This window comes from Desulfomonilaceae bacterium, assembly GCA_041662605.1.
GTDB lineage: Bacteria > Desulfobacterota > Desulfomonilia > Desulfomonilales > Desulfomonilaceae > CAJBEZ01.
Genome location: JBAZSD010000004.1, coordinates 147761 through 170900, shown reverse-complemented (window position 1 = coordinate 170900; position 23140 = coordinate 147761). Strand labels below are relative to the sequence as shown.

General features: G+C 46.8%; 24 protein-coding genes. 7 read left to right on the top strand and 17 right to left on the bottom strand.

What is annotated here, in order from left to right:
• Window positions 1-3 precede the first annotated feature (3 nt).
• The 5 genes from WC647_05170 to WC647_05150 form a co-directional block, all read right to left on the bottom strand.
• Window positions 4-582, bottom strand: a complete 579-nt coding sequence (locus WC647_05170) for an HD domain-containing protein (protein ID MFA6221685.1) — start codon at window positions 580-582, stop codon at window positions 4-6.
• Window positions 583-608: 26 nt separating this feature from the next.
• Window positions 609-929, bottom strand: coding sequence for an antibiotic biosynthesis monooxygenase family protein (locus tag WC647_05165; protein MFA6221684.1), 321 nt, complete (start codon window positions 927-929; stop codon window positions 609-611).
• Window positions 930-1081: 152 nt separating this feature from the next.
• A complete protein-coding gene (locus tag WC647_05160) occupies window positions 1082-1741 on the bottom strand; it encodes a hypothetical protein (GenBank protein ID MFA6221683.1) in 660 nt (219 codons plus the stop codon).
• Window positions 1742-1773: 32 nt separating this feature from the next.
• Window positions 1774-2799, bottom strand: coding sequence for a PEP/pyruvate-binding domain-containing protein (locus WC647_05155; GenBank protein MFA6221682.1), 1026 nt, complete (start codon window positions 2797-2799; stop codon window positions 1774-1776).
• An 89-nt stretch (window positions 2800-2888) separates the two neighbouring features.
• Window positions 2889-4571 carry a PEP-utilizing enzyme gene (locus WC647_05150; protein ID MFA6221681.1) on the bottom strand — a complete coding sequence of 561 codons (1683 nt, stop codon included), beginning with the start codon at window positions 4569-4571 and terminating at the stop codon, window positions 2889-2891.
• A gap of 99 nt (window positions 4572-4670) precedes the next feature.
• Between WC647_05150 and WC647_05145 the strand changes: the two genes are divergently transcribed.
• Window positions 4671-4796: a hypothetical protein gene (locus tag WC647_05145; GenBank protein MFA6221680.1), complete on the top strand. Its 126-nt coding sequence runs from the start codon at window positions 4671-4673 to the stop codon at window positions 4794-4796.
• 2 nt (window positions 4797-4798) lie between these two features.
• Here WC647_05145 and WC647_05140 read toward each other — a convergent pair whose 3' ends face one another.
• From WC647_05140 to WC647_05125, 4 genes are read right to left on the bottom strand one after another with little or no spacing between them, the layout of a single operon-like run.
• A complete protein-coding gene (locus WC647_05140; protein ID MFA6221679.1) occupies window positions 4799-5554 on the bottom strand; it encodes a 3-oxoacyl-ACP reductase family protein in 756 nt (251 codons plus the stop codon).
• Between the two features lie 12 nt (window positions 5555-5566).
• Window positions 5567-7231, bottom strand: a complete 1665-nt coding sequence (locus tag WC647_05135; GenBank protein ID MFA6221678.1) for an NAD(P)/FAD-dependent oxidoreductase — start codon at window positions 7229-7231, stop codon at window positions 5567-5569.
• Window positions 7232-7276: 45 nt separating this feature from the next.
• Window positions 7277-7537 carry a hypothetical protein gene (locus tag WC647_05130; protein MFA6221677.1) on the bottom strand — a complete coding sequence of 87 codons (261 nt, stop codon included), beginning with the start codon at window positions 7535-7537 and terminating at the stop codon, window positions 7277-7279.
• A 10-nt stretch (window positions 7538-7547) separates the two neighbouring features.
• A complete protein-coding gene (locus tag WC647_05125) occupies window positions 7548-9173 on the bottom strand; it encodes an NAD(P)/FAD-dependent oxidoreductase (GenBank protein ID MFA6221676.1) in 1626 nt (541 codons plus the stop codon).
• 208 nt (window positions 9174-9381) lie between these two features.
• Here WC647_05125 and WC647_05120 point away from each other — a divergent pair, with 208 nt between their 5' ends.
• The 4 genes from WC647_05120 (at window position 9382) to WC647_05105 (ending at window position 11876) form a co-directional block, all read left to right on the top strand.
• Window positions 9382-10284, top strand: coding sequence for a LysR family transcriptional regulator (locus WC647_05120; protein ID MFA6221675.1), 903 nt, complete (start codon window positions 9382-9384; stop codon window positions 10282-10284).
• Window positions 10285-10315: 31 nt separating this feature from the next.
• The gene (locus WC647_05115; GenBank protein MFA6221674.1) at window positions 10316-11176 is read left to right on the top strand and encodes an ARMT1-like domain-containing protein; all 861 of its coding nucleotides are present in this window, start codon (window positions 10316-10318) and stop codon (window positions 11174-11176) included.
• 186 nt (window positions 11177-11362) lie between these two features.
• Window positions 11363-11602 carry a hypothetical protein gene (locus WC647_05110; GenBank protein MFA6221673.1) on the top strand — a complete coding sequence of 80 codons (240 nt, stop codon included), beginning with the start codon at window positions 11363-11365 and terminating at the stop codon, window positions 11600-11602.
• Window positions 11603-11663: 61 nt separating this feature from the next.
• Entirely contained in the window at window positions 11664-11876 is a 213-nt protein-coding gene (locus WC647_05105; protein MFA6221672.1) for a hypothetical protein, read from the top strand.
• Window positions 11877-11918: 42 nt separating this feature from the next.
• Here the strand turns inward: WC647_05105 and WC647_05100 are convergent, their stop codons facing one another.
• The 8 genes from WC647_05100 to WC647_05065 all read right to left on the bottom strand — a co-directional run bounded on the left by WC647_05100 (window position 11919) and on the right by WC647_05065 (window position 19272).
• On the bottom strand, window positions 11919-12626 hold the full coding sequence (locus WC647_05100) for a class I SAM-dependent methyltransferase (protein ID MFA6221671.1): 708 nt from the start codon (window positions 12624-12626) through the stop codon (window positions 11919-11921).
• A gap of 216 nt (window positions 12627-12842) precedes the next feature.
• Window positions 12843-13367, bottom strand: coding sequence for a hypothetical protein (locus tag WC647_05095; GenBank protein MFA6221670.1), 525 nt, complete (start codon window positions 13365-13367; stop codon window positions 12843-12845).
• Window positions 13368-13483: 116 nt separating this feature from the next.
• Window positions 13484-15220 (bottom strand): aldehyde ferredoxin oxidoreductase C-terminal domain-containing protein, encoded by a 1737-nt coding sequence (locus tag WC647_05090; GenBank protein MFA6221669.1) that lies wholly within the window; start codon window positions 15218-15220, stop codon window positions 13484-13486.
• Window positions 15221-15454: 234 nt separating this feature from the next.
• The gene (locus WC647_05085; GenBank protein MFA6221668.1) at window positions 15455-15694 is read right to left on the bottom strand and encodes a MoaD/ThiS family protein; all 240 of its coding nucleotides are present in this window, start codon (window positions 15692-15694) and stop codon (window positions 15455-15457) included.
• Window positions 15694-16890, bottom strand: a complete 1197-nt coding sequence (gene larC / locus WC647_05080; GenBank protein ID MFA6221667.1) for a nickel pincer cofactor biosynthesis protein LarC — start codon at window positions 16888-16890, stop codon at window positions 15694-15696. Before larC ends, WC647_05085 begins: the two co-directional genes overlap by 1 nt.
• 97 nt (window positions 16891-16987) lie before the next feature.
• Window positions 16988-18046 (bottom strand): endolytic transglycosylase MltG, encoded by a 1059-nt coding sequence (mltG, locus tag WC647_05075; protein ID MFA6221666.1) that lies wholly within the window; start codon window positions 18044-18046, stop codon window positions 16988-16990.
• Entirely contained in the window at window positions 18043-18474 is a 432-nt protein-coding gene (gene ruvX / locus WC647_05070) for a Holliday junction resolvase RuvX (GenBank protein MFA6221665.1), read from the bottom strand. The genes mltG and ruvX overlap by 4 nt, the downstream gene beginning before the upstream one ends.
• A 147-nt stretch (window positions 18475-18621) precedes the next feature.
• On the bottom strand, window positions 18622-19272 hold the full coding sequence (locus WC647_05065; protein MFA6221664.1) for a hypothetical protein: 651 nt from the start codon (window positions 19270-19272) through the stop codon (window positions 18622-18624).
• A gap of 515 nt (window positions 19273-19787) precedes the next feature.
• Between WC647_05065 and WC647_05060 the strand changes: the two genes are divergently transcribed.
• Together WC647_05060 and WC647_05055 are read left to right on the top strand one after the other, a co-directional pair.
• Window positions 19788-21599, top strand: coding sequence for an ATP-binding protein (locus tag WC647_05060; GenBank protein ID MFA6221663.1), 1812 nt, complete (start codon window positions 19788-19790; stop codon window positions 21597-21599).
• A gap of 111 nt (window positions 21600-21710) precedes the next feature.
• Window positions 21711-23126, top strand: coding sequence for a sigma-54 dependent transcriptional regulator (locus WC647_05055; GenBank protein ID MFA6221662.1), 1416 nt, complete (start codon window positions 21711-21713; stop codon window positions 23124-23126).
• The last annotated feature ends 14 nt before the right edge of the window (window positions 23127-23140 follow it).

The window sequence follows — 23140 nt, the reverse complement described above, 5'->3', positions numbered from 1 at the left end:
TACTCAGCGGATTGCTTCGAGACTCGCAGCCCGAAGACGTTGTTCGTCACGCGCTATCTTCCGACCGGTTTCTGTTATAAACCACCCATCGATTTGTTGGCCCAGCCAGTTTACGTGAACCTTGGGATCAATCTTAAACCTTTTTGGGTTTATCTTAAAGGCCTCAGCAGAGAAACGCCACAACTTGTCTGCGTCCTTCACAATAGCGTCGTTAAGGGACAGAGCGTCTTTACGCGAATCATGTCCCAGGATGATCTCAACTATTTCATCGACCAATGAGTTGGAGAAATTAAGGCTTTCCAGGATATCACGGGCTATTCTGGCTCCCTCGACCTCGTGAATTCTGTTGGTTTCCATGTCTTTGGCTTTCGGGCCGAATGCCTGAAGGTGCAATTCCTCAGGTACCATTTTCCATCCTACATCGTGTAGGATTATTGCCGGCAGAACCACTGTAGCGTCACCCTGTTCCGTTTCCAGCAATCTAACAGCGAAAGCCTCGGAAACTTCCATATGGATCAGGTTGTTTCGTGTGTCAAGAAATGGCCTTACCTTTTCGCGTATTTCCCAAAATGGCGCTTGCATATCTGAGTTCGAGGCGGCCGATTTATCTAGAAAATTCTTAGAAGAATAGGTTCGGAACTTGCTGTTATCTCATAGGACTTTAAGACCGGTTCGCCACTGTACATCTCTCCAAACATCGTGACGAGCTTTTCATAATCACCGCTCTTCTCATAAGCGTCTACGTCGGCTTTAGTATCCCATGCGGTTACTGAGATACCATCGTTAACGCTGTCCTGGCATTCCAGAAGATGAACAAATCTGACACCTTTATGGTTCTTGTGGGCAGGTATGACCTCCTTGTTGTAAAGATTTCGGAGATCATCCATTTTACCTTCTTTGACACGAAAGAATGTCATTCGGACGTACATCGTCGAACTCCTTTCTAAACCATAACTACTAGAGAGAAGAGAAATACGGTTTTTAGCTGACCCATCATAGACAAACCTATGTTGCAAAAGGCTGAAACGTCTTCTTCGAACATTTCCCGGCTATCCATAGACCGGAAGCATGTTGGATCGAACTAAAAACCCTTCATCATGTCCCTGATAAGTGACGGAATCTCAATCCTTCCTGTAGGCGCAAGTATTCGGCTATTATAATCAGTGGCGAAATTTTTCTTAAGCTTTCGGACAAGTTTTCGAAAAAGATCTGAGTCGATACAGCCTGCGATGTCGACCATCGTCCGGCCTGTACATTCGGCAAGAATTCTTGGGCCATCACCTATCACCATGCGCCATGCGCCGGTCACAGGCACACTCAACTCTTTCATGCCGGGAATACATTCATCTTTAACAAACAGATAATGGTCGACTTCTTTCCCAGGGAGAACGTTATAGTACTGATTGAATTTCCAAGCTCCAGTTTGAATATGGTAAGGTTCCTTAGTCAGTCTACCGCTGGAAACATATAATTTGCTGGCGTACTTGCAAACCAGAGACAAAAGTTTTTCCGTAACGATCCTGTAATCCTCCGTGGCCAGAATTCGTCGCAAATAGTCTTCTTTCTCGACTGTGCCCACGACAATTATCCGAGGTCCCTGGCCTACCGCGACATAAAAACCGCCGAGAAGCTTGAGGCCCAGTCTTTCCATTGTCGGAACGTACTCGTTGGTTATAAATCCAGAGTACTCGTCGAATTTTCCTGGGATTACATCCCAATACTGAGTGAAAAGGCTGGTCATAGATGCCCTCCGCTAACTGGGATTTGGCTTCATCACATCCTGAAGATCTGAGACATTAGATCCGCAAGATATTGCGATTCGTCCTGTTTTCTCTTGGTGAACTTCGCTGGACGAGCCTGAACCCAATAAATGTTTTCGGGAAAAGGCAGGTCCTGATCGATTACCCATTCCATGTCTTGGGGTAGATTGAAGTAAGCTTCCACTTCTTTAGCTATGCGGACTATCTCGGTCAGCTCATCGGAGCCCAAACATGCTGCACATCGTAAATCGCGCGGTACTTCCGCCACGCAGGTCCCAACTGGGCCGTAGCAAACCATTTTCGTCTTTGAGCTTATTGTGGTTTCACACTCCCCGCATGTCTTGTCGACGATGAACTGATCCGGAGTAATTTCTCCGCTAACGACACTCTCACCAAGTCCCCAATTGCCCTCGACTACTACCTTGGTCATGTCACCAGTTGTTGGTAAGACTGTAAGAACGACCCCTGCGCATTTTGCGTTGACCATTTTAAGAACAGCTACGCCTATCGGGGCCTTGGCAATGTCCATATTATTCTCAATCCGAAACGCTATCGCCCTAGTGGTGAAAGCGCTCCCCCAGACCTTTATCACCTTTCTTTCGACATCGTTCTTCCCTCGTACATTCAGATAGGTTTCCATTTGACCTGGCATACTAACAGCGCCACTGGATCGGACGGCTACAGGTAGGTCGTGGAGACCGACCTGATCGCAGAGAGAAGCGTAACTTTGATGTAACTCCTGAGCCATTTCTTGGGGTAAACTCTTGGACTCGATGATGCGACGTATCTCACGACTCGCCTCTATCATTTTTCCAACTTGATTTATCTCGTGCCTATTGTCATGGAAGTATCGCTTTACTTCTTCCCCAGCTCCACTTTCTTCCATGAATCGTTCGTACCCATCCACAGATATAGCGAAGCCCGGCGGCACTTTCATGCCAAGCTTCGTCATTTCTCCGAGGTTGGCGCATTTTTTGCCAACCAGTTCATTAAAATCCGCGCCGAGTTCGTCGAACCAGTAGATCCATTTCTTGGCCATATGAATCCGTCCTTTCCGGAGAGGGAGAAGGTCCGGGTAAAAAACTCACCCGAATGAACGATTCAGATATCTGTCCTTCAGGCCCTAGACTACTTGTCGAGGATGAAAACCGCCCCCAAGTTGGCATCCACTCTTATTCGTTGGCCCGACCTGATCTTGGCTGTGCCTTCAAAAACGTTCATGATGACCGGAATTCCGTATTCACGTCCCACAATGGCCGCATGGGATAGGCTTGCCCCACGGTCTACTACAACACCCTTGATCATCGAAAAAACAGGAGTCCAGCTAGGCGAAGTGCTTACCGCAACCAAGATGTCTCCTTCCTTTATCAGGTGAAGTTCATCTTCCGTTACGATAACCCTAGCTGTTCCTTCCGCCACACCCGGTGATCCGCATGTGCCATACAAGTCAGCTTTTAGTTCAGGCTTAACCTGCGGCATTGAGCCTACTACCACTTTAAGGGCTATAGGATCATTTGATTTGACCAAGATTCCCATTGCTTGGTCTAAATCGAATCCTTCAGCTAAGATGGCAGGTGGATTAGGAGTTTTTTGCCATTCCAACCAGTCTGTTTTCCGTCTGTCCACAACGTAACGGAGATCAAATGAACCGGGGTTTAGTCCTGCGCGCCGAACTTCATCGGGGATGAGAAAAAAAATGTCTTCGTGATTATCGATTGTTCCGCTTTTCGCGAAACGTCTACCGATTCCCAATGCGCTTCTGCGCATCATCGCATGTGTGTAGAGATCAAGATAATGGTCGTGCTCCTCACTGAAAATGCCACTTTTTTGAGCCAGACGCATCAGAGGTTCGAGCCAGGCTCGTCGCTCTGAAGGAACCTTGGCAAGGAGCTGTTTTTCAGCTTCATTTCTTTCGATACTTCGCTTATTTCTTTCCTCGTCGAGATCAAACGATCCTCCTTTAAGGATAAATTGTTTGACCATAGAAAGTGGTGGGGTTGGGTCTTCTACCCATGTCGGCAGGTTCATCTCGGACATTCGTTGCATACGCCATCCATCCTCCTTAAGGAACTCACTGAAATCCTTTAAGAAGTTTCTTCCCTTTTCCGATTCCTCTAATTTTCCACGTATGTCCACTTCTTGGTTTTCAAGAAATACGCCGGCAAGTCCCTGTTCTGACGCTATCTTGGAAAACTGCCAGAGCCGTCGGTCAACCTGAAACACCTTGTTGTCGAAGCCTGAGACTATGTGGTGGAACACAGGAGACGTGTCGTCTATCCCAGCTAATTCACGACACATGTTCTCGAAAAGAATGTAGGCGGTATATGTTCCATACATCATGTACATATGTATTTCCCACATACGCCGACAAGTATTGATAGTCTCTTCAAAGTTGTCGAGAAGCTCGATGTTTGAAGCAGAGTCAAGATCCAGTTTTTTCAAATTCTCATAATGTCCCAGGATTTCTTTGACGAATCCGTTCCAGACCCCGTCATAGTCTTGAATCAAGGGGAGGATGGCCTTCCGGAACTCTACTTCTCTTCTCTGTTTTTCTTCTTCGCTTTTTACAAGGAGCAGTGTGAGATAGCCGCCTCCGTTCATGAATCGCCAATCCCATCCATGAACCGTGGGCAAGGACAACTTCTCCGCGCCATACTGCATCCCATGACGACAAAAATTGATCCAGAACCATCCGAACATAGGTGTCCATGGTGGGACGGAATGCGTTGCGTCTAAAAACCATGCGGGTGATTGCGCCAGGTCGCGCTCTGCGTCAAATTCCAAGCCAGGTACAACATCGTAAACTTTCATGGGTTCTCTCTCTTCCTTTTGAAATGTTGGAAAGGGTTGATAGAACGCTGGAACATAACGACTGGCCCAGTATATGCGTGCACACCTGTCGGAGAGAACATGAACAGAATTTATGAGCGCCACTTGAGGAACAGGCAATCGGAGTTCCTCGTAGCGATGAGCGATTCTACCCACGATCCAATAAGTGGAAGAGAATGTCCCTCTCCGACGATGGTGTTTGCATAGTATCAATGCATGGCTCTGCCTCCATCGACCAGGATGGTCTGTCCGGTTATGAAATTACTTTCATCAGAAGCAAGAAAGGCTACAATCCCGACCAGGTCTTCAGGACTTTCCAGCCTTTTCAGAGGCGTCTTGCTGGTATCATATTTGTTGACGTCCGCAATTGTGCGGCTTGCTTCAGTATCTGTATATCCAGGGGCCACAGCGTTAACACATACTCCGTGAGGCCCGAGTTCCACGGCCAGGGCTCGGGTAAGACCAATGACGCCTCCCTTGGATGAGACGTAGTGAACAAAACCATGGGAACCTGTAAAGAAAACTTCTGAGGTCAAATTGATAATTTTGCCTTTGCCCAGAGATTTCATCGCTTCGAAAACCGCTTTGGAACATAGCCAGGGGCCTTTTAGATTGACCGCCATCATTTTGTCCCATTCATCTGATGTAATCTCATGGAAAGGCTTTCTTTTTACTCCATAGTAATATGCGGCATTATTCACCAGAATGTCGATTCTGTGAAATTTATCAAGAGCTTCCTGGGCCATTCTTAGGGTGTCGGCTTCGTTGGACACGTCCACCTGGCTGATTATAGCGTCACTGCCAACATCCTTTACAAGCTTTTCGGTTTCTTTGAGCCCGTCCAGGTCGGCCCTTGTAACAGCGACTATTTTTGCTCCTTCGCCGGCGAGTTTAACGCAGAAAGCTCGGCCCAGACCCTTGCCCGCGCCTGTCACAATAGCGACTCGACCTTCAAGTCGTCTCATCTACGCTCCCTTCTAGTAGGCTCTACCTTTTTGCTCCCATATTTTAGGGAGTCCAAAGTCTTCTGCAATCACTTTAAAGCAATTGTAAGCGCTGCCTCGACCTATGCCAGGGCCTGAATGAGCTGCAGCCGAAGCCAGATAAATATTTTTCACAGGCAGTCTATAGAAGGCTAACTCGGGGAACGGTCGCATGCGCCCCATCTGGGAAGCAATCATGTCTTCGCCCGTCCAACCCCCTTGCGGCATATTTATATTGCGCATCTGAACATCCATTGGGGTGGTGATATGAGTAGCGATAACGTTATCTTTGGTCATATTGGGAGCATACCACGACCATTGCTCTCTCATGATTTCGACAACATCGCTTTTCATTTTCAACCATTCCCTATCGCTGAAAAATCTATAAGGAGCTGTAAACTGTTCGATTAGAATGGTATGTTTTCCGTCAGGGGACCTCGTCTTATCCCAAATGCTGTCAGGCGCCACAATTGCTACCAGCTTGTCAGGTATGCCCTTTACAAAAAGTTCAGCCTGATGCCTCGTCGCAAAATAATCAGGGTCTTTCGGACCCCAGTTCAACCTCGGGCACAAGCCGATTTCCGGATTATCCTTGGCGGCCGTGTATTCGGGGAGTTCATGAAGAGCGAAGTTCCCCCAAAACAATTGGGCGCGATCCCGAAGAATATTCTTGGCCCGATGAGCTATCTTGGATGGAACGTGTTCTTCACCGATGAGTTGCAGGATTGTCTGAGTGGTGTTCATGTCACTGACAACTAGATGTCGGGCCCCGATCTCCCTGCCATCCTTGAGTAATACTCCAGTAGCTCTTCCGTTTTCGATGATAGCTCTTTCAACTCCGGTTTCTACGACAAATTCACCGCCCATGGAACTGAAGGCTCTCTGGAGAGCGTGAGTTATCGCATGTGTTCCACCTATCGCAATGGAAGCGGGTTCCCATGACAGAATTAGTCCAAGCGTATGAAGAGTCTTGTAGATGCCTATGCCGTCGTTGGGAAAGACCCCACTGGATGTCATGCAGGAGCGCATAAAAAGCGTGCGCAGGTAGTCACTTTCAAAGAGATCAAAAGCAATCTGCTGGGAAGTGTAGAACTGGTACTCCGGTGGTATTGGGGCTTCTTTATCGCCGATTAGACGTTCAAAGGCGTCATTTACTCCCCATGGGGTAGGTGGGTTGTATCTCCATTCATGGAAGGCCGCTCGCCATTTCTTCTTGTATTTCTCCAGGAGATCATAAGCTGTGTCAGCGTCTCTTTTTGAAAACCGGGAAATCTGATCTATCGTCTTCTGTGCGTTGATCTCATTAAATTCAGCTCGTCCGGTATTTTCGTCGATCACTTTCCAGGCCGTGTAGCCCATGAAGGCCATGCCGTCGTCGTAAATCATGCCTTCGCTATGGTCCGGAAACACATATGAGAGGCCAAGATTACGCAGTTTAAAATCTTCATAAGCTGGATGACCATAAAATCTAGTCCAATGGGCGCATGGGTTCTGAAGAAATCCGGGTAGGGGTAATTCCTCTCCACAGGCCCCGCCTCCCAGTTCATGTTGACGTTCATATACAACAGTCTTCATACCGGCGTGCTGCAAATAGCAGGCTATAATAGTTCCCTGGTGACCGCCGCCGACCACTATCGCGTCGTAAATCTTATCTGGCATGGAGAGGCCTCCTTTGTTTGTTCAGGGTTTGGACAGGAGCGTCGGCTAATGAGCTTCCGGTGATGAAAGCTTCTTGCCGAAAAACAATAATTTTAACACGGCGAAGAAATTGCACGGTTTGAACATGAGACGGGCGAAAGTTCGGAGATCATCCCCGCCCACAGTCGCTTTGATGGACCAATGAACAGGTTCTGTCGCTTCGATGCTCAGCCTCATGGCAGGCTCAGATTCGCCGCTAATCTTTTCCAGGCTGGCGAAGTGCGCCACCATGGTGGTTTTTCCCAGACCAGTCGAGTTGACTTTCATATTTCGTCTCCTAAAGTGTGCCTTTCGCTTTTGCCTTTTGCACACATTTCGGTTCGCCCCACCAACGATCTATACCTAGATCCTCGGCGATTCTGTTGGCTGCGTTATAACCGGGACCGAAAGTGATAAGGCCACCGGGGAACGTGCTTGCGCCGCAAACGTACAGGTTCTTAACAGGAGTAGCATATTGCGAACACTCTTCGTTGGGGCGTAGATATCCCATTTGCAGTGGCAGATAAGCGCCCTGTTTGTAGGAGCCTTTCACCATGTCGGCAAACTTGTTCCCAATGTCGAGAGGCGAGGTTATGTATCTCCACAGAATGTTTGACCCAGAGACATTTGGAGCGTATTTCCCGAGCAATTCAACACATCGATCGGCTTCTTTTTCTCGGATGCGATACCACTTTTCCGCTCCACCATCTTTGAGGTCATATGGAGCGTGCAACGAGATTAGGGCCGTGTGTTTCCCAGGGGGCGCCTGTTTGGGATCATGCATGGACGGAAAACAGCAGTTGAATCCTCCTGGGAACATCTCGCCGCTGTGGATGGCGTCATAATGCTTGATAAGATTGTCAAGATTTTCGTAACCAAGTACGGTGATCAGCGCGTTATTCATGTCTGCGTTTTGTGCGGCCGCTTTGAATTGAGGCGCTTCATCCAGCGCTAGATGTACATGGAAAAGGCTCGATCTTTCCCACTGCCAGTCCTTGAGTCTGGTTACGAAGGTTGGATCGAGATTGTTGTCCCCCACATACTTAAAAAATGTTTGAAATGGGTCTAAGCTGCTTGCAACGAATTTTCTAGCCTTGTAGACAACGCCGTCTTCGAGTTCCACGCCGGCAGCCGCTCCATTTTCCAGTATGATTCTTTTTATCGTGACAGGGGAAATGATCATCCCACCGTTTCGATAAAGGACCTTGGTGAATAAATGAGCCAAGTGGTGTGATCCGCCTACCACAAGTCTGTAGTTAGTGGCCCTGTTGATCAGGAGGGGAACCAGATAACTCACGCCTTCGAGATCATAGTTAAGTCCCCACATGCAGGACAGGTAAAGGAACATGGTTCTAACCCGATCATTTTCGAACAGGTCATTGACTATGTCTCTCGGGGTTTTTTCCGTGTAAGCGGTGATTTCCCGGCCAACATCCGTGGCCACCAGCTTGATCATCTGTTCAAAAGCCGGTTTCGCCATTTCATAGGTAGCCGGTCCGAGGAAATCTTCCGTTAATTCCTTAAATCTGACTTGGATTTTACTGTAAGTTTCGGCGTCTTTTTTTGAAAATTGCGCTATGGATTCGCACGTTTTTTCGACATCCTGATACAACCTCAATGATGAGCCGTCAGCGAAAGGCATCGCCATTACCAGAGATGGGAACGCGAACTTAAGATCATAGTCCTTGGTTAAATAGTCATCAAAATCGATCAAGGGGGGAGCATAATCTACCATCGGCATATAGACAGCGTGCGTGTTGTGAAGGAATCCCGGTAAGGTCACTTGTTCCGTCGCCAGCCCTCCTCCCGCCTCAAAACGTTTTTCCAAAAGAAGAATCTTCAGGCCGGCTTTGGCGAGATAAGCCGCCACAGTCAGACCATTAGGGCCGGCGCCGAGGATAATCCCGTCGTACTCTTCAGCCATTCTCTGGTTCCTCCTTGCTAGGGGTAAAGTTGGAACGTGGGCGTTTGGATCCAGAACACGAGTTATTGCGCCGAGCCTGGAAGGTAGAGCGCAACACAATTGTTTATCAGCTCATGTTGAGTACAAGACCACAGTATTTTGCTTGACATGTCAAATCACTAAATTTTATGCTTTTATAAGAAAAACTTATATTTCGGGAATGACGGACATGGTAAAAGAACTTAATCTCAACCAACTGAGAGCCTTCTATGTGGCAAGTACCTGTGGGAGCATTTCCCTTGCGGCGGAAAAACTGTTTATCAGTCAACCGGCGGTAAGTATGCAGATTAAAGCCATGGAAGAACAATTCGGCGTTCGTCTGTTGATAAGAAAGAAAAGGGGGCTTGAATTAACAGAGACAGGCCAAAAAGTCTTTAAAATATCTGAAAAGATATTTGGGTTCGTCGCCGAGGCGGAACGCCTGTTGAATGCCAGCCATAAGGATTCCAGAGGCATTCTTAAAATCGGAAGCACAAAGACCCTGGTGCGTTATCTCATGAGTCGATACATTTTTGAATTCCGTGAAGCTTATCCAACTGTCCAGATTCAGATTGATGAAGGAAGTTCAGAAGAAATGATTCGAAGCGTTCTAGAAGATCGAAATGATCTAGCCATAGTTGGGAGGCTGAAATATGCTGAGAAGTTGAAAGTAATTCCTTTTCTTCAGGACGAAATTATCCTTGTGACGGCGCCCAGTCACAAATTTTGTTCCCGCCCGGCTGTTTCAATTCAGGAATTGAGGAATGAAAATCTGATTCTACGGGAAAAGGGGTCCGGCACTCGTCAGCTTGTTGAGGAAATATTTGAAAATCATGGTTTTGCTCCTTCAGTGTTTATTGAAACAGGGAATGTAGATTTTATAAAAGAACTGGTTGAGATGGGAAAAGGTATCGCCATGCTGGCGCGTATGGGAGTTGAACCGGACCTGCGGGAAGGACGTTTGGCTGTAATTCCTCTTTCGGAAGGACCTTTCATACTAGGAATTGATGTGATAGTGAATGGCAAAAGAAATCTTTCAAGCGCCGATATTGCTTTCCTCGAGTTCCTGATCCCCGTTCAACCTCTCTTATGATACGGCGTCATTCCGTGAAAGGAATGTGACAATGAAAACCCACTCAGAATGCCTTTCCTGCTTGATGAAACAGTCTACTGCTTTGTTAGGGCGTCTTAATCTTCAGGAAAAAACTAACAACAAAATTATAGAGGATATATCGAGAGTTATAGGCGAGACTGATCCAACACAATCGCCACCGGTGTTGATGGGGGAAATTCATCGGATGATCAAAGACGTTACTGGCCTGGTTGATCCATATGAGAAAGCCAAGCAAAACTGTAATCTTAATGTCATGAAGTTCAACGATGATTGGAGGGAACTGATCGACGGGTCTTCAAATCCTCTCCTGAGTTCTGTCCGCCTGGCGATTGCAGGTAATACTATCGACTTGGCTGTTGACCCAAACGCGGATCAGGCAAACATTAAAACCGCCGCCATGGAATCATTAGCAGCCGTAATTCCTGCTTTAGTTTTGGCAAAATTCGTGAATGATGTGAATAACGCCTCAAAAATACTGTACCTGGGAGATAACGCCGGAGAAATTGTATTCGACCGGTTACTTTTAGAATTACTGCCAGGCGAGAAAATTACTTTTGTCGTCAGAGGCCGACCTGTGATCAACGACGTGACAATACTCGATGCTCAAGTGACTGGAATTACAAGTTTGGTAAGAGTTATCGACAACGGGTCAGACTTGCCTGGTACCGTGCTTTCCATGTGTAGCGAGTCATTTCAGAGAGAATTTCATGAAGCTGATCTGGTAATCGCAAAGGGTCAGGGAAATTTTGAATCACTTAATGAAGAGAAAAAGAACATCTTTTTTCTGTTCAAGGTCAAGTGCAGTGTAGTGGAGGAGATCACTGGTTATCCAATCGGTACCCACGTGTTTATGAATATGCATAGCCTATGAACAGACACAATTAACAAGACCCCGAATCTTCTCAAACCTGACCGGGGATAATTGTATTCGGCCCCAATAACACCGGTTTCCTGCAACGAATATGGACATCCGTCTCAGAAAAGGCGATAAAGGTACAAGAGCGAAGTAGCGCCAAATAAAAAACGTAATAGTTTCTTTGGAAAAGGCTATCTAAACATGGATTGGAAATGCCCGAAATGTGGAAAAGATAAGATTGTCGAGGTTTGCGCTGGGGCTAAAGTCTCCTCAGAAATTGTCTTCGTTGACGGTGAGATCGAACATGGAGACATACGAATTGAAGACTGTGACTTTGTTGGGTACGAATGCGGCAGTTGTGGATATCGCTTGCCGGCCACGTGTGAATCGGGCCTGTTGGATTACCTTGAATATCAGCGGATATGCGATATTATCCAGTAGTAACAACATTTTTTTGACCTTGATATTTTGTGGCCGTTTGGTCCGGATGGAGCCTCTGCGCATGACAGTAAACGAAAAGTTGTTATTCGACTCTCTTAAACAACTAATGGCGCTGATGGGAGATATCACTAATTCTGCGGACGCCTCAGCCTATGTTGCGGCCAATAAGGATTATATCGATATGGCAAAATCCGACGCCAATGACGCTTTGGCGGCATTAGACCCTTCATTTGCCCCTACATGTGTGGGAGATTCCTGCAAATTTTCCTTTTGACCGTTTTATAACTCTTACTGTTGTACCTTTACAAATAACGGCTCAGCCTCCCAAATTTCGTACCAGAGGAGGCCTACGAGACTCCTTTCTAGATATGACAAGAACGTCTGAAGCCAAACGTGGGTTACTTGTTGCCAGCCGTTTCGTGGTTTCCCTGTACCATCTGTATCTTTCAAGATTCCTCATTAACCGTATGCGATTCCTGAAAATCCTGAACCCGGAAACACCCTGAATCTTGAATCCCGCAGATCTAATTTCTTCAAGGAGAGAATCGAAAGAATAGAAATTGATTCTGGAAGCTCTGGCAGCTATTTTCCAATCACATTGGCTGTCAAACGATACGGCTTCTCGAGATTGGTATATTCTTCGGCCTAATTTCTTAAAAAAAGACAGAAAATTGGGGATAGTATATATGGGGTTGTACACGTACAAGATTCCCGAGGGTTTGAGGATGTCGAAGAGTTCAGCGAGAAGATCGGAGGCGTTTCCCAAGTACATGAGGATTTCGTTTAGGACAATAGCGTCTGCGCTCGATGCCCGAAGGGGGAGCTTTTCGATAAGATTCGCCTGTATAAGACCCGAATAGGCCCCACTTTGGGCCGCTTGTTTGAGTTCAGACGGCCACAGTTCAAGTCCGTACCACTCGATATTCGGAATCCCTCTACTGAAGAGACCCATGTTTCCAGGGCCGCAGGCCATGTCCAAGACTCTGAGTGACGCATGAGGCTCATCCAGAGAATATTGCCTCAAAGATTCCCTTATTTGAGAGAAATGGGCATACTTGAGTTTAGATTCAAATTTATTGTGAACCTCTTGATATAGCAGGCGCCTCTCCTTGAATAACCCAGCTTAACGGCTGTGATGACCCCAACACGTAAATTCAATGACTGCAAATTATACACGATATTGGCTGGTTATCCAATGCGCCAACAGTTATCAAAAATATACTTGAATATGGTTGGTGGATCACGTGTTCAGGTCTAACGCAACCAAGACGAAATCATTAAATTCAGGCGCAGACGATATGTTCATGAAGGGGGCGATCTCTGTTTGAGATAGGTCAATGACTTCGCTTTTTTCGAGCAGAAGTCCTCTTCGGACGAAATAGAGGCCTAGCCGTTCGACCAGCTTATTGTACAGTTTAATTTTAATGAACCCATCATGAATTTGATGGCTTTTGTTTTCGCCGGAATAGCTGATAGTTTCGCGCATGGAACTGTAGTAACCTCCACGACGCATGGCAGCCCCTACAAAACCCGGCATTGGTCCTGACAGGGCTAGTTCGCAGCGGTCTGCGACAATGGCTGTATCGATGTTGTCGACGGCCTTTCCGTTCAGGAAAACGGTCGCAATTTCCTTTTCGACGAAATCCGGAGTGAATCGGAGTTGGTCTTCAAGCAACTTTCTGATAGTTACGCCAGTGACAGCTTTGTGCCAAAATCCCTTTTGGAGAACCGGGCTTAGTATGCGAATCGCCTTTGCGTCATCCATGAGCATCTTCCTGAACCTAAAGGCAAATCCGCCTCATAGAGCGCGGATTAGCCTAGAATAATTGTATCAACGGGTCCTTAGTGTGAATTTGGCGACAGCGGAACCGATAGGTCTGTCTAAAAGTTAAAAACCTGATCCAACTCCGCGTCCGTGACCTTGAATTTGATGTTGTGAGGAGGCAGAGCGTCTCTTGTGAAGAAAGCGGGTAAACGATCATGAGCGGACGTGAAACCAGCCCTGCTGTTAAAGTCGCGTTCGTTCTTCAGAATACTCTTACCTAAAGCCGCAACGTCATCCCCAGTAAGATTCAGCCCATAAAAAGCGTTGATCATATCGATCAAGGCCTGGAATGTTTCAGGTTGGTCAAGGACTGCAAACGCAATGAATAGGCACATTCCTGTCGCGTCAACCGCTGCGGTAGCAATCTGCAGGTTTCTGGAAAGTTCCACTTGTCCTTCCGGCGCCAGAGCGTCGGTCTTACCGCCAATACCAAGGATATTTGATCCTACCGCGTATCCAGCGGTATGGTCCGCGCCCATCGGGCTCGTGGCGTATGTGACCCCCATCCCCTGGACAGCTCTGGGGTCATAAGCAGGCAAGGCCTGGTTTTTCACTACCGGTACGCGCTCTACTCCGAACACTTTGCCGGTCACAGCGGCCCCACTTCCGAGTATTCTTCCTAAATCAGTGCCTTTTCCAACTTGATTGACGAAATTTAAAGCTGCTTCGCCATCTCCAAATTTTGCGAGCCCAGCTTCCATGGCGACCCCTATAGTCGCGCCCATCTCAATAGTGTCGATACCGTAATCGTCATCCAGGCGATCGAGCATCGCTATGGTGTCAAGGTCGTCAATTCCGCAATTGCCGCCGTGGGCCCAGACAGTTTCATATTCGGGTTGTTTCGTAAGATATTGACCGTATTTGTCCATATATACGCCGGAGCATCTTATGACACAACCGCGATGGCATCCGTGAGTAGGGTTGCCCCCTCGCTCTGTTTCCATGGCAGCCTGAGTCTCTCCGCTAATCTTGGTGTGCCCCTCAAATCGCCCCCACATAAAGTTATGAGTAGGATATCCTCCAGCTTCGTTCAAAACGTTTGTCAATACATTGGTACCGTAAGCCGCAAGACCTTCTCCCGTTACGGGATGTTTCTTCAGACCTGCGACCCATTGCTTGTTAGCTTCTTTGAACTTCTCTGGATTCTTTGGTGGTCTCATGGACAAACCACTGTCGTCAAGGATAATAGCCTTGACTCCCTTTGAACCCATGACGGCTCCGGTTCCTCCGCGGCCGGCGTGTCTGGTTGGACGACATTCCATATCCGTGCATGCGATGGAGGCCGCCGCCAATTTCATTTCGCCAACCGGGCCGATCGACATGTAAGACGCCTTATCGCCATACTTGTTTTTCAGCTTTTCAATTAAAGCGTAATTGCCTAGTCCTTTCAAACTGTTGTTGGCTTCAATCTTGACACCCTCTTTGTTCACAAAAATTGTGTAGAGGTCATTGCTTAGAGGCCTTCCCTCTAGGACAATGGCGGCGTAACCCAGCCTGGCTAGTGTTTGAGAGGCCATCCCGCCGGCGTTTGATTCCTTTATCCCACCAGTCAGAGGACTCTTGCATCCCACAGACAAACGGCCTGAATTTGCCGCTATTGTCCCGCTTAGCATTCCAGGAGCTATCACCAGCTTGTTTTCTTCCCCCAATGCGTGGCACAAAGGTGGGACCTCTTTTGCAACGATGGCCGATGTCAAAGCCCTGCCACCAAGTCCGGCATATTCTCCTACTGGGAATATTTGAGCTTTAGGGCCTCCCTCAGCTCCCATGTCAACACGGATAATTTTTTCCATGGGTCTTCCTCCACTGATTAGATATGACAAGATGGGAAAAGGAAAATTGATTAAAATAGTTCCCGGGTAAAACTCCCCGGGAATAAATATCGATATGATCTGATGATATGGTTTTAGAGATAATGAGTCAAGAAGAAATAGGAGAAAAACGTAATAATATTTAGCTGTTATGCCTAATTAGACATAATCGTAGGAGATAATTTGCAACTTGAGAGTGCGGTCTCCCTTTACCGATCACCCTCCAGCTATTGTAGGAAAAGCAGCTAAACGGTCGTCGTCATTCAACCTCTGTGTTTTGGAAACGGACCTCCCGTTCACTAGCAATATCAACTTCAGGTCGGACGGTATGCCCATTTTAACCATTACGTCATGGACTGTCGAGTCGCCAGGAATGTCTAGGTTCATGACTTCTCCGGCCGATGACCCCGCCACGAACCGTGTCAAGGAGGCGTAAAGAACCAGATTAATTTTCATCAGCTCGCTTCCTCTGAGAAGATCTCTTCACATTTTCGCACAGCCTCGGACATTATTTTTTTGATCGAGGTCTGACTTCTTTGAGCCAATTTTTTGCAGTCCTCATACTCGGGACTGACATTTACAATTCTACCCTGGAACCGGGCGATTTTGACTCTGATCGTTCCAAACCTTGTATTCATATCCTCAATGGAGCGTTCAGCTACGATACGGTTTTCAACTCTCCACCTGAGTCCGATGGCCGTAGTCTGATTGAAAATTAGTTCAGCCATTTCCTCTATTTTCTCAACAGGGCAGATCATCTGTAGGCACGAACCAGGCCTGTTCTTTTTCATGTTAATTGGTTGGATTCCTATGTCCAGGCAGCCTCTATCCAGGGCAAGGCTAATCATATAGTCATAAAGCTGAGGGTTCATGTCATCAATGTTGGTTTCTATGACACCCACCAATGTAGAAGTAGAGTCTGAAAAACCGCTAGGTTTTTCCCCAAGTGTGACTCGCATGATGTTTGGCGTTTCCAGATCTCTATCACCGGCGCCGTATCCTATGGATGCAACGACCATATTGGGCATGTGACTGAAACCTTCACACAGTGTGGTAAGAATGGCGGCTCCAGTTGGTGTGATCAGTTCAGCCTCCACACCAGAGGAATATATTGGTTTGCCTTTTAGCAGTTCCAGCGTGGCTGGAGCTGGGACAGGGAGGATGCCGTGAGCGCATTTTACGGTCCCTCCGCCTACGTTGACCTTCGAAAAAAAAGCATGGTCTATCCTGAGCCACTTGAATCCTATTACCCCACCCACTACGTCGATCAGCGAATCGAGGGCCCCGACTTCATGAAGATGAGCGCCCTCAACCGGGGTCCCGTGAACCGAAGCCTCCGCCGCTGCAAGCCGTTCAAACACCATAATGCTCTTGGTTTTGATTTCTTCATCAAGACTGCTTTCTAGAATAGTCTGATAGATGTCGCTGATGTGGTTCGCGTGAGGTTCATGCGCATGCTCCACCTTTACAATTGCCTTGGCCGCCCTTAAACCGGCTTTGAGAACTTCGAGCTTGTCTATCTGATATCCGTGTATGTTAAGGTTAGAGAGTTCTGTTCTTAGAACCTCCAGCGGCAGCCCTAAGTCCAGGAACGCTCCCAGGATCATGTCCCCGGAAGCGCCCGAAAAGCAGTCAAAATAGGCGATCGGCATGTTGTTCTTCCTGAGGGGTTGAGAATTAAGCGCGTGACCGGCTAAATTTCCATTCTGTGGAGCCAATAAGTGTCAGAGAGGATCGACGATAAAGCAATCAAGGTGTCAGAGAACTTGGTTGTCGTTGGTACACATTAACCGATTTGTTATGGTCGGCAAGGTTGCTCGAAAATTGGTGGCTCCCATCATTCTTGGCCACAAAATAAAGATAATCGACGTCCGCAGGGTGTACCGCAGCGATCAGAGATTCCTTGCCGGGATTGGCTATCGGTCCTGGAGGTAGGCCCCTGGTCTGATATGTGTTGTAAGGTTGTTTTCGATCCAAGTCCGCTCGTGTAATTTTTGCTCCCATTGGTTTAATGCCGTAGATGACAGTCGGATCACACTGAAGTTTCATGTTATGTCGCAGCCTGTTGTGAAACACCGCCGATACCAGGGCATGCTCATTTGGTTTGGCTTCCTTTTCGATAAGAGACGCCAGGGTTACCACCTGCAATGGGGTCCAGCCGTATTGATCAGCAGTTGAGCGAACGTATTTGTCATAGACAGATCGGAATCTGGAAACCATCTTCTGTACGACAAATTTCAGGTTCGACTTCTCCGACGGCCGTACAAAATAGGTGTCTGGAAACAGGAACCCCTCCAAGCTAGACGCATGAATGTCCAACTCGCTCAGGAATTCAGAGTCGGTCGCTAACCTTAAAAAATCTTTTCTTGACGAGACACCCTTTTGTTCGAATAGATCCGCGATTTGAAAGATATTGTATCCCTCAGGAATGGTTATGGCATAAACGAGAGTTTTTCCCGAAATGAGTAAATCCAGAACATCGCCAGGGTCGCTATGTGTCTTGAGCAAGTAATCTCCAGCTTTTACATGCCGCTGCTCACCTCTGATAAAAGCAATAATCTTAAAAACTAACTTGCTGGATATTACCTCATTGTTCTGAAGTATGGCTCCCACCTCATTAAAAGAGGCTCCCTTTGGAATGGTTACAATGATCTCATGGATGGGCTGTTCTTTTTGCGAAGGCTTTGGAAGTAAATGATTCACGATGTCCGGGAGGCTCTTGTAGAGAAAGTGACCTCCTATCGCCAGAAAAAGAATCAGAATAATTGCCGACGCCGTTCTAATTATAGATATGACGGGGACTTTCATGATGCAGAACGGGCCTCGTTGCGTCGACGGTCAAGATGCCCCTGAAGTATCAGCGCGGCTGCGATTCTGTCCACCAATTTTCTGCGTTTAGCGCGGCTCATGTCAGCTTCCAATAAAGTCCTTTCCGCAGCGATGGTCGTCAGACGTTCATCCCACTCAAACACAGGCACACCAGCTTTTTGTAGCAAAAGGCCATTGAATTTTCTCACTTTTTCTACTTGTGGACCTTCAGAGCCGTCCATATTGTACGGTAGACCGACAACAATCTCTGTTACGCTATAATCCCTCACAATTTCAAGGATGCTTATAATATCCCGCTCAGCGCCGGTTGAAGATATGGTTTGTAGAGGCTGAGCAATCAAGCCGGACTCATCGCTGATTGCCACGCCTATTCTTTTTGATCCAATGTCTAACCCCAAGGCTCTCAAAAACATGCCCCCATTTTCGACAATTCAGATAAGCTGTTCAGATGAACTCTCAAAAGAGCGTTTAATCAATTATAATTGTCGTGTCAAGCTTCGGCGCCTCTGAGAATGAAGTCTGGCCGCTTCGTTGGGAACCAAGCGGAGCGCTCCCTACAAGGTCTGATCGAGCCCGGTCATAGAGGAGACGCTTTCGAAATGGTTGGCCAAGTGATGATGAGGTTCTTTGAAATTAACGATTGCTTTAGCGACTTCCAAGATGTAATCGACATCTTTTTCGTTGGAGTAGGGTATGCACTTTTGAGCCTCTATAGGCAAAGTGGAGCCTCTCAAACGCTCTGGAATGCGGCCGATTCGGACACCCCGCAATAAACGTTCAGGAAGCTTTGAGATTGCTTCGTTCGATATCAGGACAAGATTCTCATTTTCCGAGACAAACCCAAGGCCTGGGATCTGTTTATTCTTTCTTCCCACTAGGGCCTTTAAGCCCGACCTTAATAGCTGGTTCAGAAGGGTTAATCGTAGTCGAATTTCCGCTATCTCAATAACCCCTTCCATAGCTTGTCTGCGCTGAATTTGGTCACCTACTATCAGGGCTTCCTCGAAACTGTCCAACGCTTCGAACAAAAATTTTCTCGATAGATTGGATCTTGCCTCTATAAGCATGTTTCTGGCTTCTGGTTCGTCAAGTGATTCAGGATCGAAAGCCTTCCCGTAACATTCTACGGCTGAAGAAAGATCACCTTTGTCCAGAAACTCCCGCGCTTTCGCAATGTATGACAAATCATCTGTATTGGTTTGCATTTTACGACACTCGCCAGATTGTGGATTTAGTTTAGTGGGATTCCCCGGTTAAAACAAAACGCATGCATGAATCTAATATTGGCGCCTATATTTGACATTAACTGACAACCGCCCTTAAGCTCAGGAATCCGAATCACTATCTGTTTTCATGGATGCCGAGAAACTCCAAGTGTTTCTTAGTAAACAGAAATAATTCGCAGAATCGTAATTTCGGATACAAATAAAATAAGTAGTAAAATAAACAAATCAAACGAGCAGTTATGCTCAGTTAGTGAAGCGATGCATAACATATAGATGTTAACTAATCAACATTTTTTGTATTAGATACATCCTGTTTTTTAGGTATATCATTTAAGAAGTTCAACTGAGCCGAGATCGGTTATACTTGTTGAAGCGGCGCCACTAAGATGATAGGACTGCTTGAGAAACAACACTGAGCCTGAGAAAACCCCTTTTTAAACGGGCGTTCGGTTGAAGAGTCATTTTGGAAGTCCTTACTGGTTAAGAGCTTTTCGATGGATAAGATGGGTGTAATGAAAATAAGGGATTTGATGAGATATCTTCCGGTTTTGTCGATAGTTCTCGTAGCCGGAACGTTACTTGTAATCGTCATCATTTTCACGATTAGGAATATAAACGCGCAGAATCAGAGAATGGAGGAGTTTACCTTACGACAGGGGATTTCAGTTATTAGAACGCTTGAGGCCGGCACGAGAACGGGCTTCATGGAGGGCGACTGGGGGATCGAGTATTTACAGATGCTTATTGAACAGGCGGCAAAGGACCCTGACGTGGCATGGGTGGGTCTCATAAATAGTGATGGGATGATAGTGGCCCATAGCGAGCCGGCTAAAATAGGCCTTCGGTTGTTAATGGGGAAAGAACTTCAGACAGTTCAGACAGTAATAAGAACCGGTGAGCCTCTTTCATTCAAGCGTGAATTGCCGGACGGCAGGACAATATTTGAAATTTGGAAGCCATTCACCCCATTTCCAGATCAGCTTGCCGAGAGCGAAATCGCTGCGAAGCACACGCGAATTGGTCAGGAATTGCTCAATCTGTTTGACAGAGAACAGAAGCAAGTTCTTTTTCTTGGCCTTAAAATGGATCGTTTCAAGGAAATACGGCGACAGGAGATCGTTTTCGCCGTATTTATGGGCGCAGTTCTATTCATAGTGGGCTCAGCCAGCGTTTATTTCGTCTTTGTAGTTCAAAACGCGTATTTAGTGAGAAGAACCCTTGATGAGATGAGAACATATACCAGAAATGTTCTTGAAAGCATGGCAAATGGACTTATCACGGTAGATCGAACCTTAAGAGTCGCAACATATAATCCAAACGCGCTTGAGATACTCCGGAAGACCAAGGAAGACCTGGACGGCAGGTTAATATCGGAAATTCTGCCGGTAGAGAATGAGATAAGGAAAGTTCTGTCGGAGCCTGATCTTATCTCCGAAAAAGAAGTTAAGATGAATGGAGAAGGCAAGAGTAAGAATTTTCTGGCGCTAACAGTTTCACCTTTGAAAGACCAGGAGTCGGCGACTCCTCGTGGGGCTGTGGTAATCCTGCGTGATATGACAATAATTCGGGAGCTTGAGCAAAAAGTTATCGTGAGTGAAAAATTCGCCGCTCTTGGTCGTCTATCTGCCGGTGTAGCGCATGAAATTCGTAATCCTCTAAATTCGATACGAGGTTTTATTCAGTACTTTCAAAAGAAGCTTTCTCTAGAGCCTGAAGACTACAGGTACACGGAGCTTATGTTGACTGAAGTAGATCGTCTCAATCGTGTCATTTCAAAACTATTGGCGTATTCCAAGCCTCGTGAACCGCGCCTGACGATTCGATCCGCCGAAGAAATTGTGGACCACTGCGTAAGAGTAGTCGAGCGTGAAGCGCGTGAGGCCGGTGTAGAAATCAATGTAGATCGTCCTGACCCCGATCTGCCTCTTGTCATGGTTGATTCTGATCAAATGACGCAGGTATTTCTGAACATTTTAATAAACGCTATTGAAGCTTCGCAACAAGGCGGAAAGGTCAGCGTAAGATTACAGACCGACTCGAGTGGTAGATTGCAGGTAGTCACCGAGGACAGCGGTGAAGGCGTCCCACGTGAGAATATCGATAAACTCTTCGACCCATTTTTCTCAACAAAGAAAAAAGGCACTGGGTTGGGCCTAGCGATTGTCAAAAGCATTATCGAGGGTCATGGTGGGGAAATAGAAGTTGAGTCGGATCATGGGAAGGGAACTAGGTTCATAGTAATCCTCAATCCATATGAACCACCTCAGGAAGTGTTCGTGGCCTTTGCCGGAGATGAAATCGCCTAGTGATTGTGGCTCCACAAAGGTTTGATCAGAGGCTCAGAATCATCGGAAAATGATCGTTCTTTGTTTGTAAAATTTATTCTTGACACCTTGGTGTTAGCGAACGGATGACACATGACTGGTCGACAGGCTAAAATTCTCGTTGTTGATGATGAACCATCCCAAAGAAAGATGCTCAAAGCCAACCTTTCTCTCGATGGTTACCAGGTTTTTGAGGCTGAGGACGGTAAAGACGCAATAGATCGAGTCTCTGAAGAGTTTTACGACTTAATCCTCATGGACAACCGAATGTCCAACGTTGATGGAATAGAGGCGCTTCGGGAAATAAAGAAAATATCACCTGGCATTCCCGTCATTATAATCACAGCTTACGCTTCGGTGGAAACAGCGGTGGAAGCCTTGCAGGCTGGAGCCCACGATTATCTGACTAAACCACTGGATATTGAAGAGTTAAGAATAAAAGTACAGCAAACCTTAGAGTTCTGGAGACTGAAAGAAGAAAATATTCTTCAGAAGAGGCGGATAGAGAATCTGTTCGACGCGTCCCAAATTATAGGACGTTCTCAAAAGATGAGGCAAGTTCTGGAAACTGTAGCAATGGTAGCTCCCACTGAAGCCTCCGTGCTAATTTTGGGTGAGTCCGGCACAGGAAAAGAATTGATAGCCAACGCTCTTCATCAGGGGTCATCCAGATCAGACAAGAGGTTTATCAAAATTAACTGCTCTGCTCTGCCTGAGACGCTTCTCGAAAGTGAACTGTTTGGACACGAAAGAGGAGCGTTCACAGGAGCTGTTGGAAGAAGACCTGGTAGATTCGAACTGGCCGATGGGGGTACAATATTCCTGGATGAAATTGGTGAGATGACTCCTTCTACCCAGGCCAAACTACTGCGAGTCCTTCAGGAGCGAGAGTTTGATCCATTGGGATCAACCAAGACTGTCAAGGTGGATATCAGGATATTGAGCGCTACGAACAAAGATTTGAAGGAAGAAGTGAGAAAAGGAGTCTTTCGGGAGGACCTCTTTTACCGGCTAAATGTAGTGCCTATTCATTTACCTCCTCTGAGACAACGTAAAGAAGACATCCCTTTACTGATTGAGCATTTTCTCAAGATTTACAACGAGAAGAACGGAAGATCTCTCAGAGGTTTCCATCCTAGGGCTTTGGATGCGATGATGCGATATTCTTGGCCAGGCAACATCAGAGAACTGGAAAATGTCGTGGAGCGCGCGGTTATATTGACTCGTGATGAGTACGTGTCATTGCCGGAATTGCCGGAAGCTATGGCCCGCGCAGCGGGAGATCCAGCTACATGGAAAGTCAAGGAGGGAATACGACCGGGCATGACCATTCGTGAGATGGAAAAGGAGCTTATTCTTGTTACGCTCGAACACAATGACAGCAACAGGACGAGAAGCGCTGCAGAACTCGGGATTACACGTAGAACCCTCCAAAACAAACTGAAAGAATATGGTATTGATCATCATGGATCGGATGCGCAACTGGACCAGACCGAAGCCCATTTGTAGACAGAAGTCTGCCA

Coding starts and splice junctions, on each gene's coding strand:
- WC647_05055 (MFA6221662.1), top strand. CDS start 21,711: ATGACTGGTCGACAGGCTAAAATTCTCGTTGTTGATGATGAACCATCC.
- WC647_05160 (MFA6221683.1), bottom strand. CDS start 1,741: ATGACCAGCCTTTTCACTCAGTATTGGGATGTAATCCCAGGAAAATTC.
- WC647_05085 (MFA6221668.1), bottom strand. CDS start 15,694: ATGAAAATTAATCTGGTTCTTTACGCCTCCTTGACACGGTTCGTGGCG.
- WC647_05110 (MFA6221673.1), top strand. CDS start 11,363: ATGGATTGGAAATGCCCGAAATGTGGAAAAGATAAGATTGTCGAGGTT.
- WC647_05130 (MFA6221677.1), bottom strand. CDS start 7,537: ATGAAAGTCAACTCGACTGGTCTGGGAAAAACCACCATGGTGGCGCAC.
- WC647_05165 (MFA6221684.1), bottom strand. CDS start 929: ATGTACGTCCGAATGACATTCTTTCGTGTCAAAGAAGGTAAAATGGAT.
- WC647_05095 (MFA6221670.1), bottom strand. CDS start 13,367: ATGGATGACGCAAAGGCGATTCGCATACTAAGCCCGGTTCTCCAAAAG.
- WC647_05140 (MFA6221679.1), bottom strand. CDS start 5,554: ATGAGACGACTTGAAGGTCGAGTCGCTATTGTGACAGGCGCGGGCAAG.
- WC647_05150 (MFA6221681.1), bottom strand. CDS start 4,571: ATGAAAGTTTACGATGTTGTACCTGGCTTGGAATTTGACGCAGAGCGC.
- WC647_05115 (MFA6221674.1), top strand. CDS start 10,316: ATGAAAACCCACTCAGAATGCCTTTCCTGCTTGATGAAACAGTCTACT.
- mltG (MFA6221666.1), bottom strand. CDS start 18,046: ATGAAAGTCCCCGTCATATCTATAATTAGAACGGCGTCGGCAATTATT.
- WC647_05120 (MFA6221675.1), top strand. CDS start 9,382: ATGGTAAAAGAACTTAATCTCAACCAACTGAGAGCCTTCTATGTGGCA.
- WC647_05105 (MFA6221672.1), top strand. CDS start 11,664: ATGACAGTAAACGAAAAGTTGTTATTCGACTCTCTTAAACAACTAATG.
- larC (MFA6221667.1), bottom strand. CDS start 16,890: ATGCCGATCGCCTATTTTGACTGCTTTTCGGGCGCTTCCGGGGACATG.
- WC647_05060 (MFA6221663.1), top strand. CDS start 19,788: ATGGATAAGATGGGTGTAATGAAAATAAGGGATTTGATGAGATATCTT.
- WC647_05125 (MFA6221676.1), bottom strand. CDS start 9,173: ATGGCTGAAGAGTACGACGGGATTATCCTCGGCGCCGGCCCTAATGGT.
- WC647_05145 (MFA6221680.1), top strand. CDS start 4,671: ATGAACAGAATTTATGAGCGCCACTTGAGGAACAGGCAATCGGAGTTC.
- WC647_05170 (MFA6221685.1), bottom strand. CDS start 582: ATGCAAGCGCCATTTTGGGAAATACGCGAAAAGGTAAGGCCATTTCTT.
- WC647_05135 (MFA6221678.1), bottom strand. CDS start 7,231: ATGCCAGATAAGATTTACGACGCGATAGTGGTCGGCGGCGGTCACCAG.
- WC647_05065 (MFA6221664.1), bottom strand. CDS start 19,272: ATGCAAACCAATACAGATGATTTGTCATACATTGCGAAAGCGCGGGAG.
- WC647_05090 (MFA6221669.1), bottom strand. CDS start 15,220: ATGGAAAAAATTATCCGTGTTGACATGGGAGCTGAGGGAGGCCCTAAA.
- WC647_05155 (MFA6221682.1), bottom strand. CDS start 2,799: ATGGCCAAGAAATGGATCTACTGGTTCGACGAACTCGGCGCGGATTTT.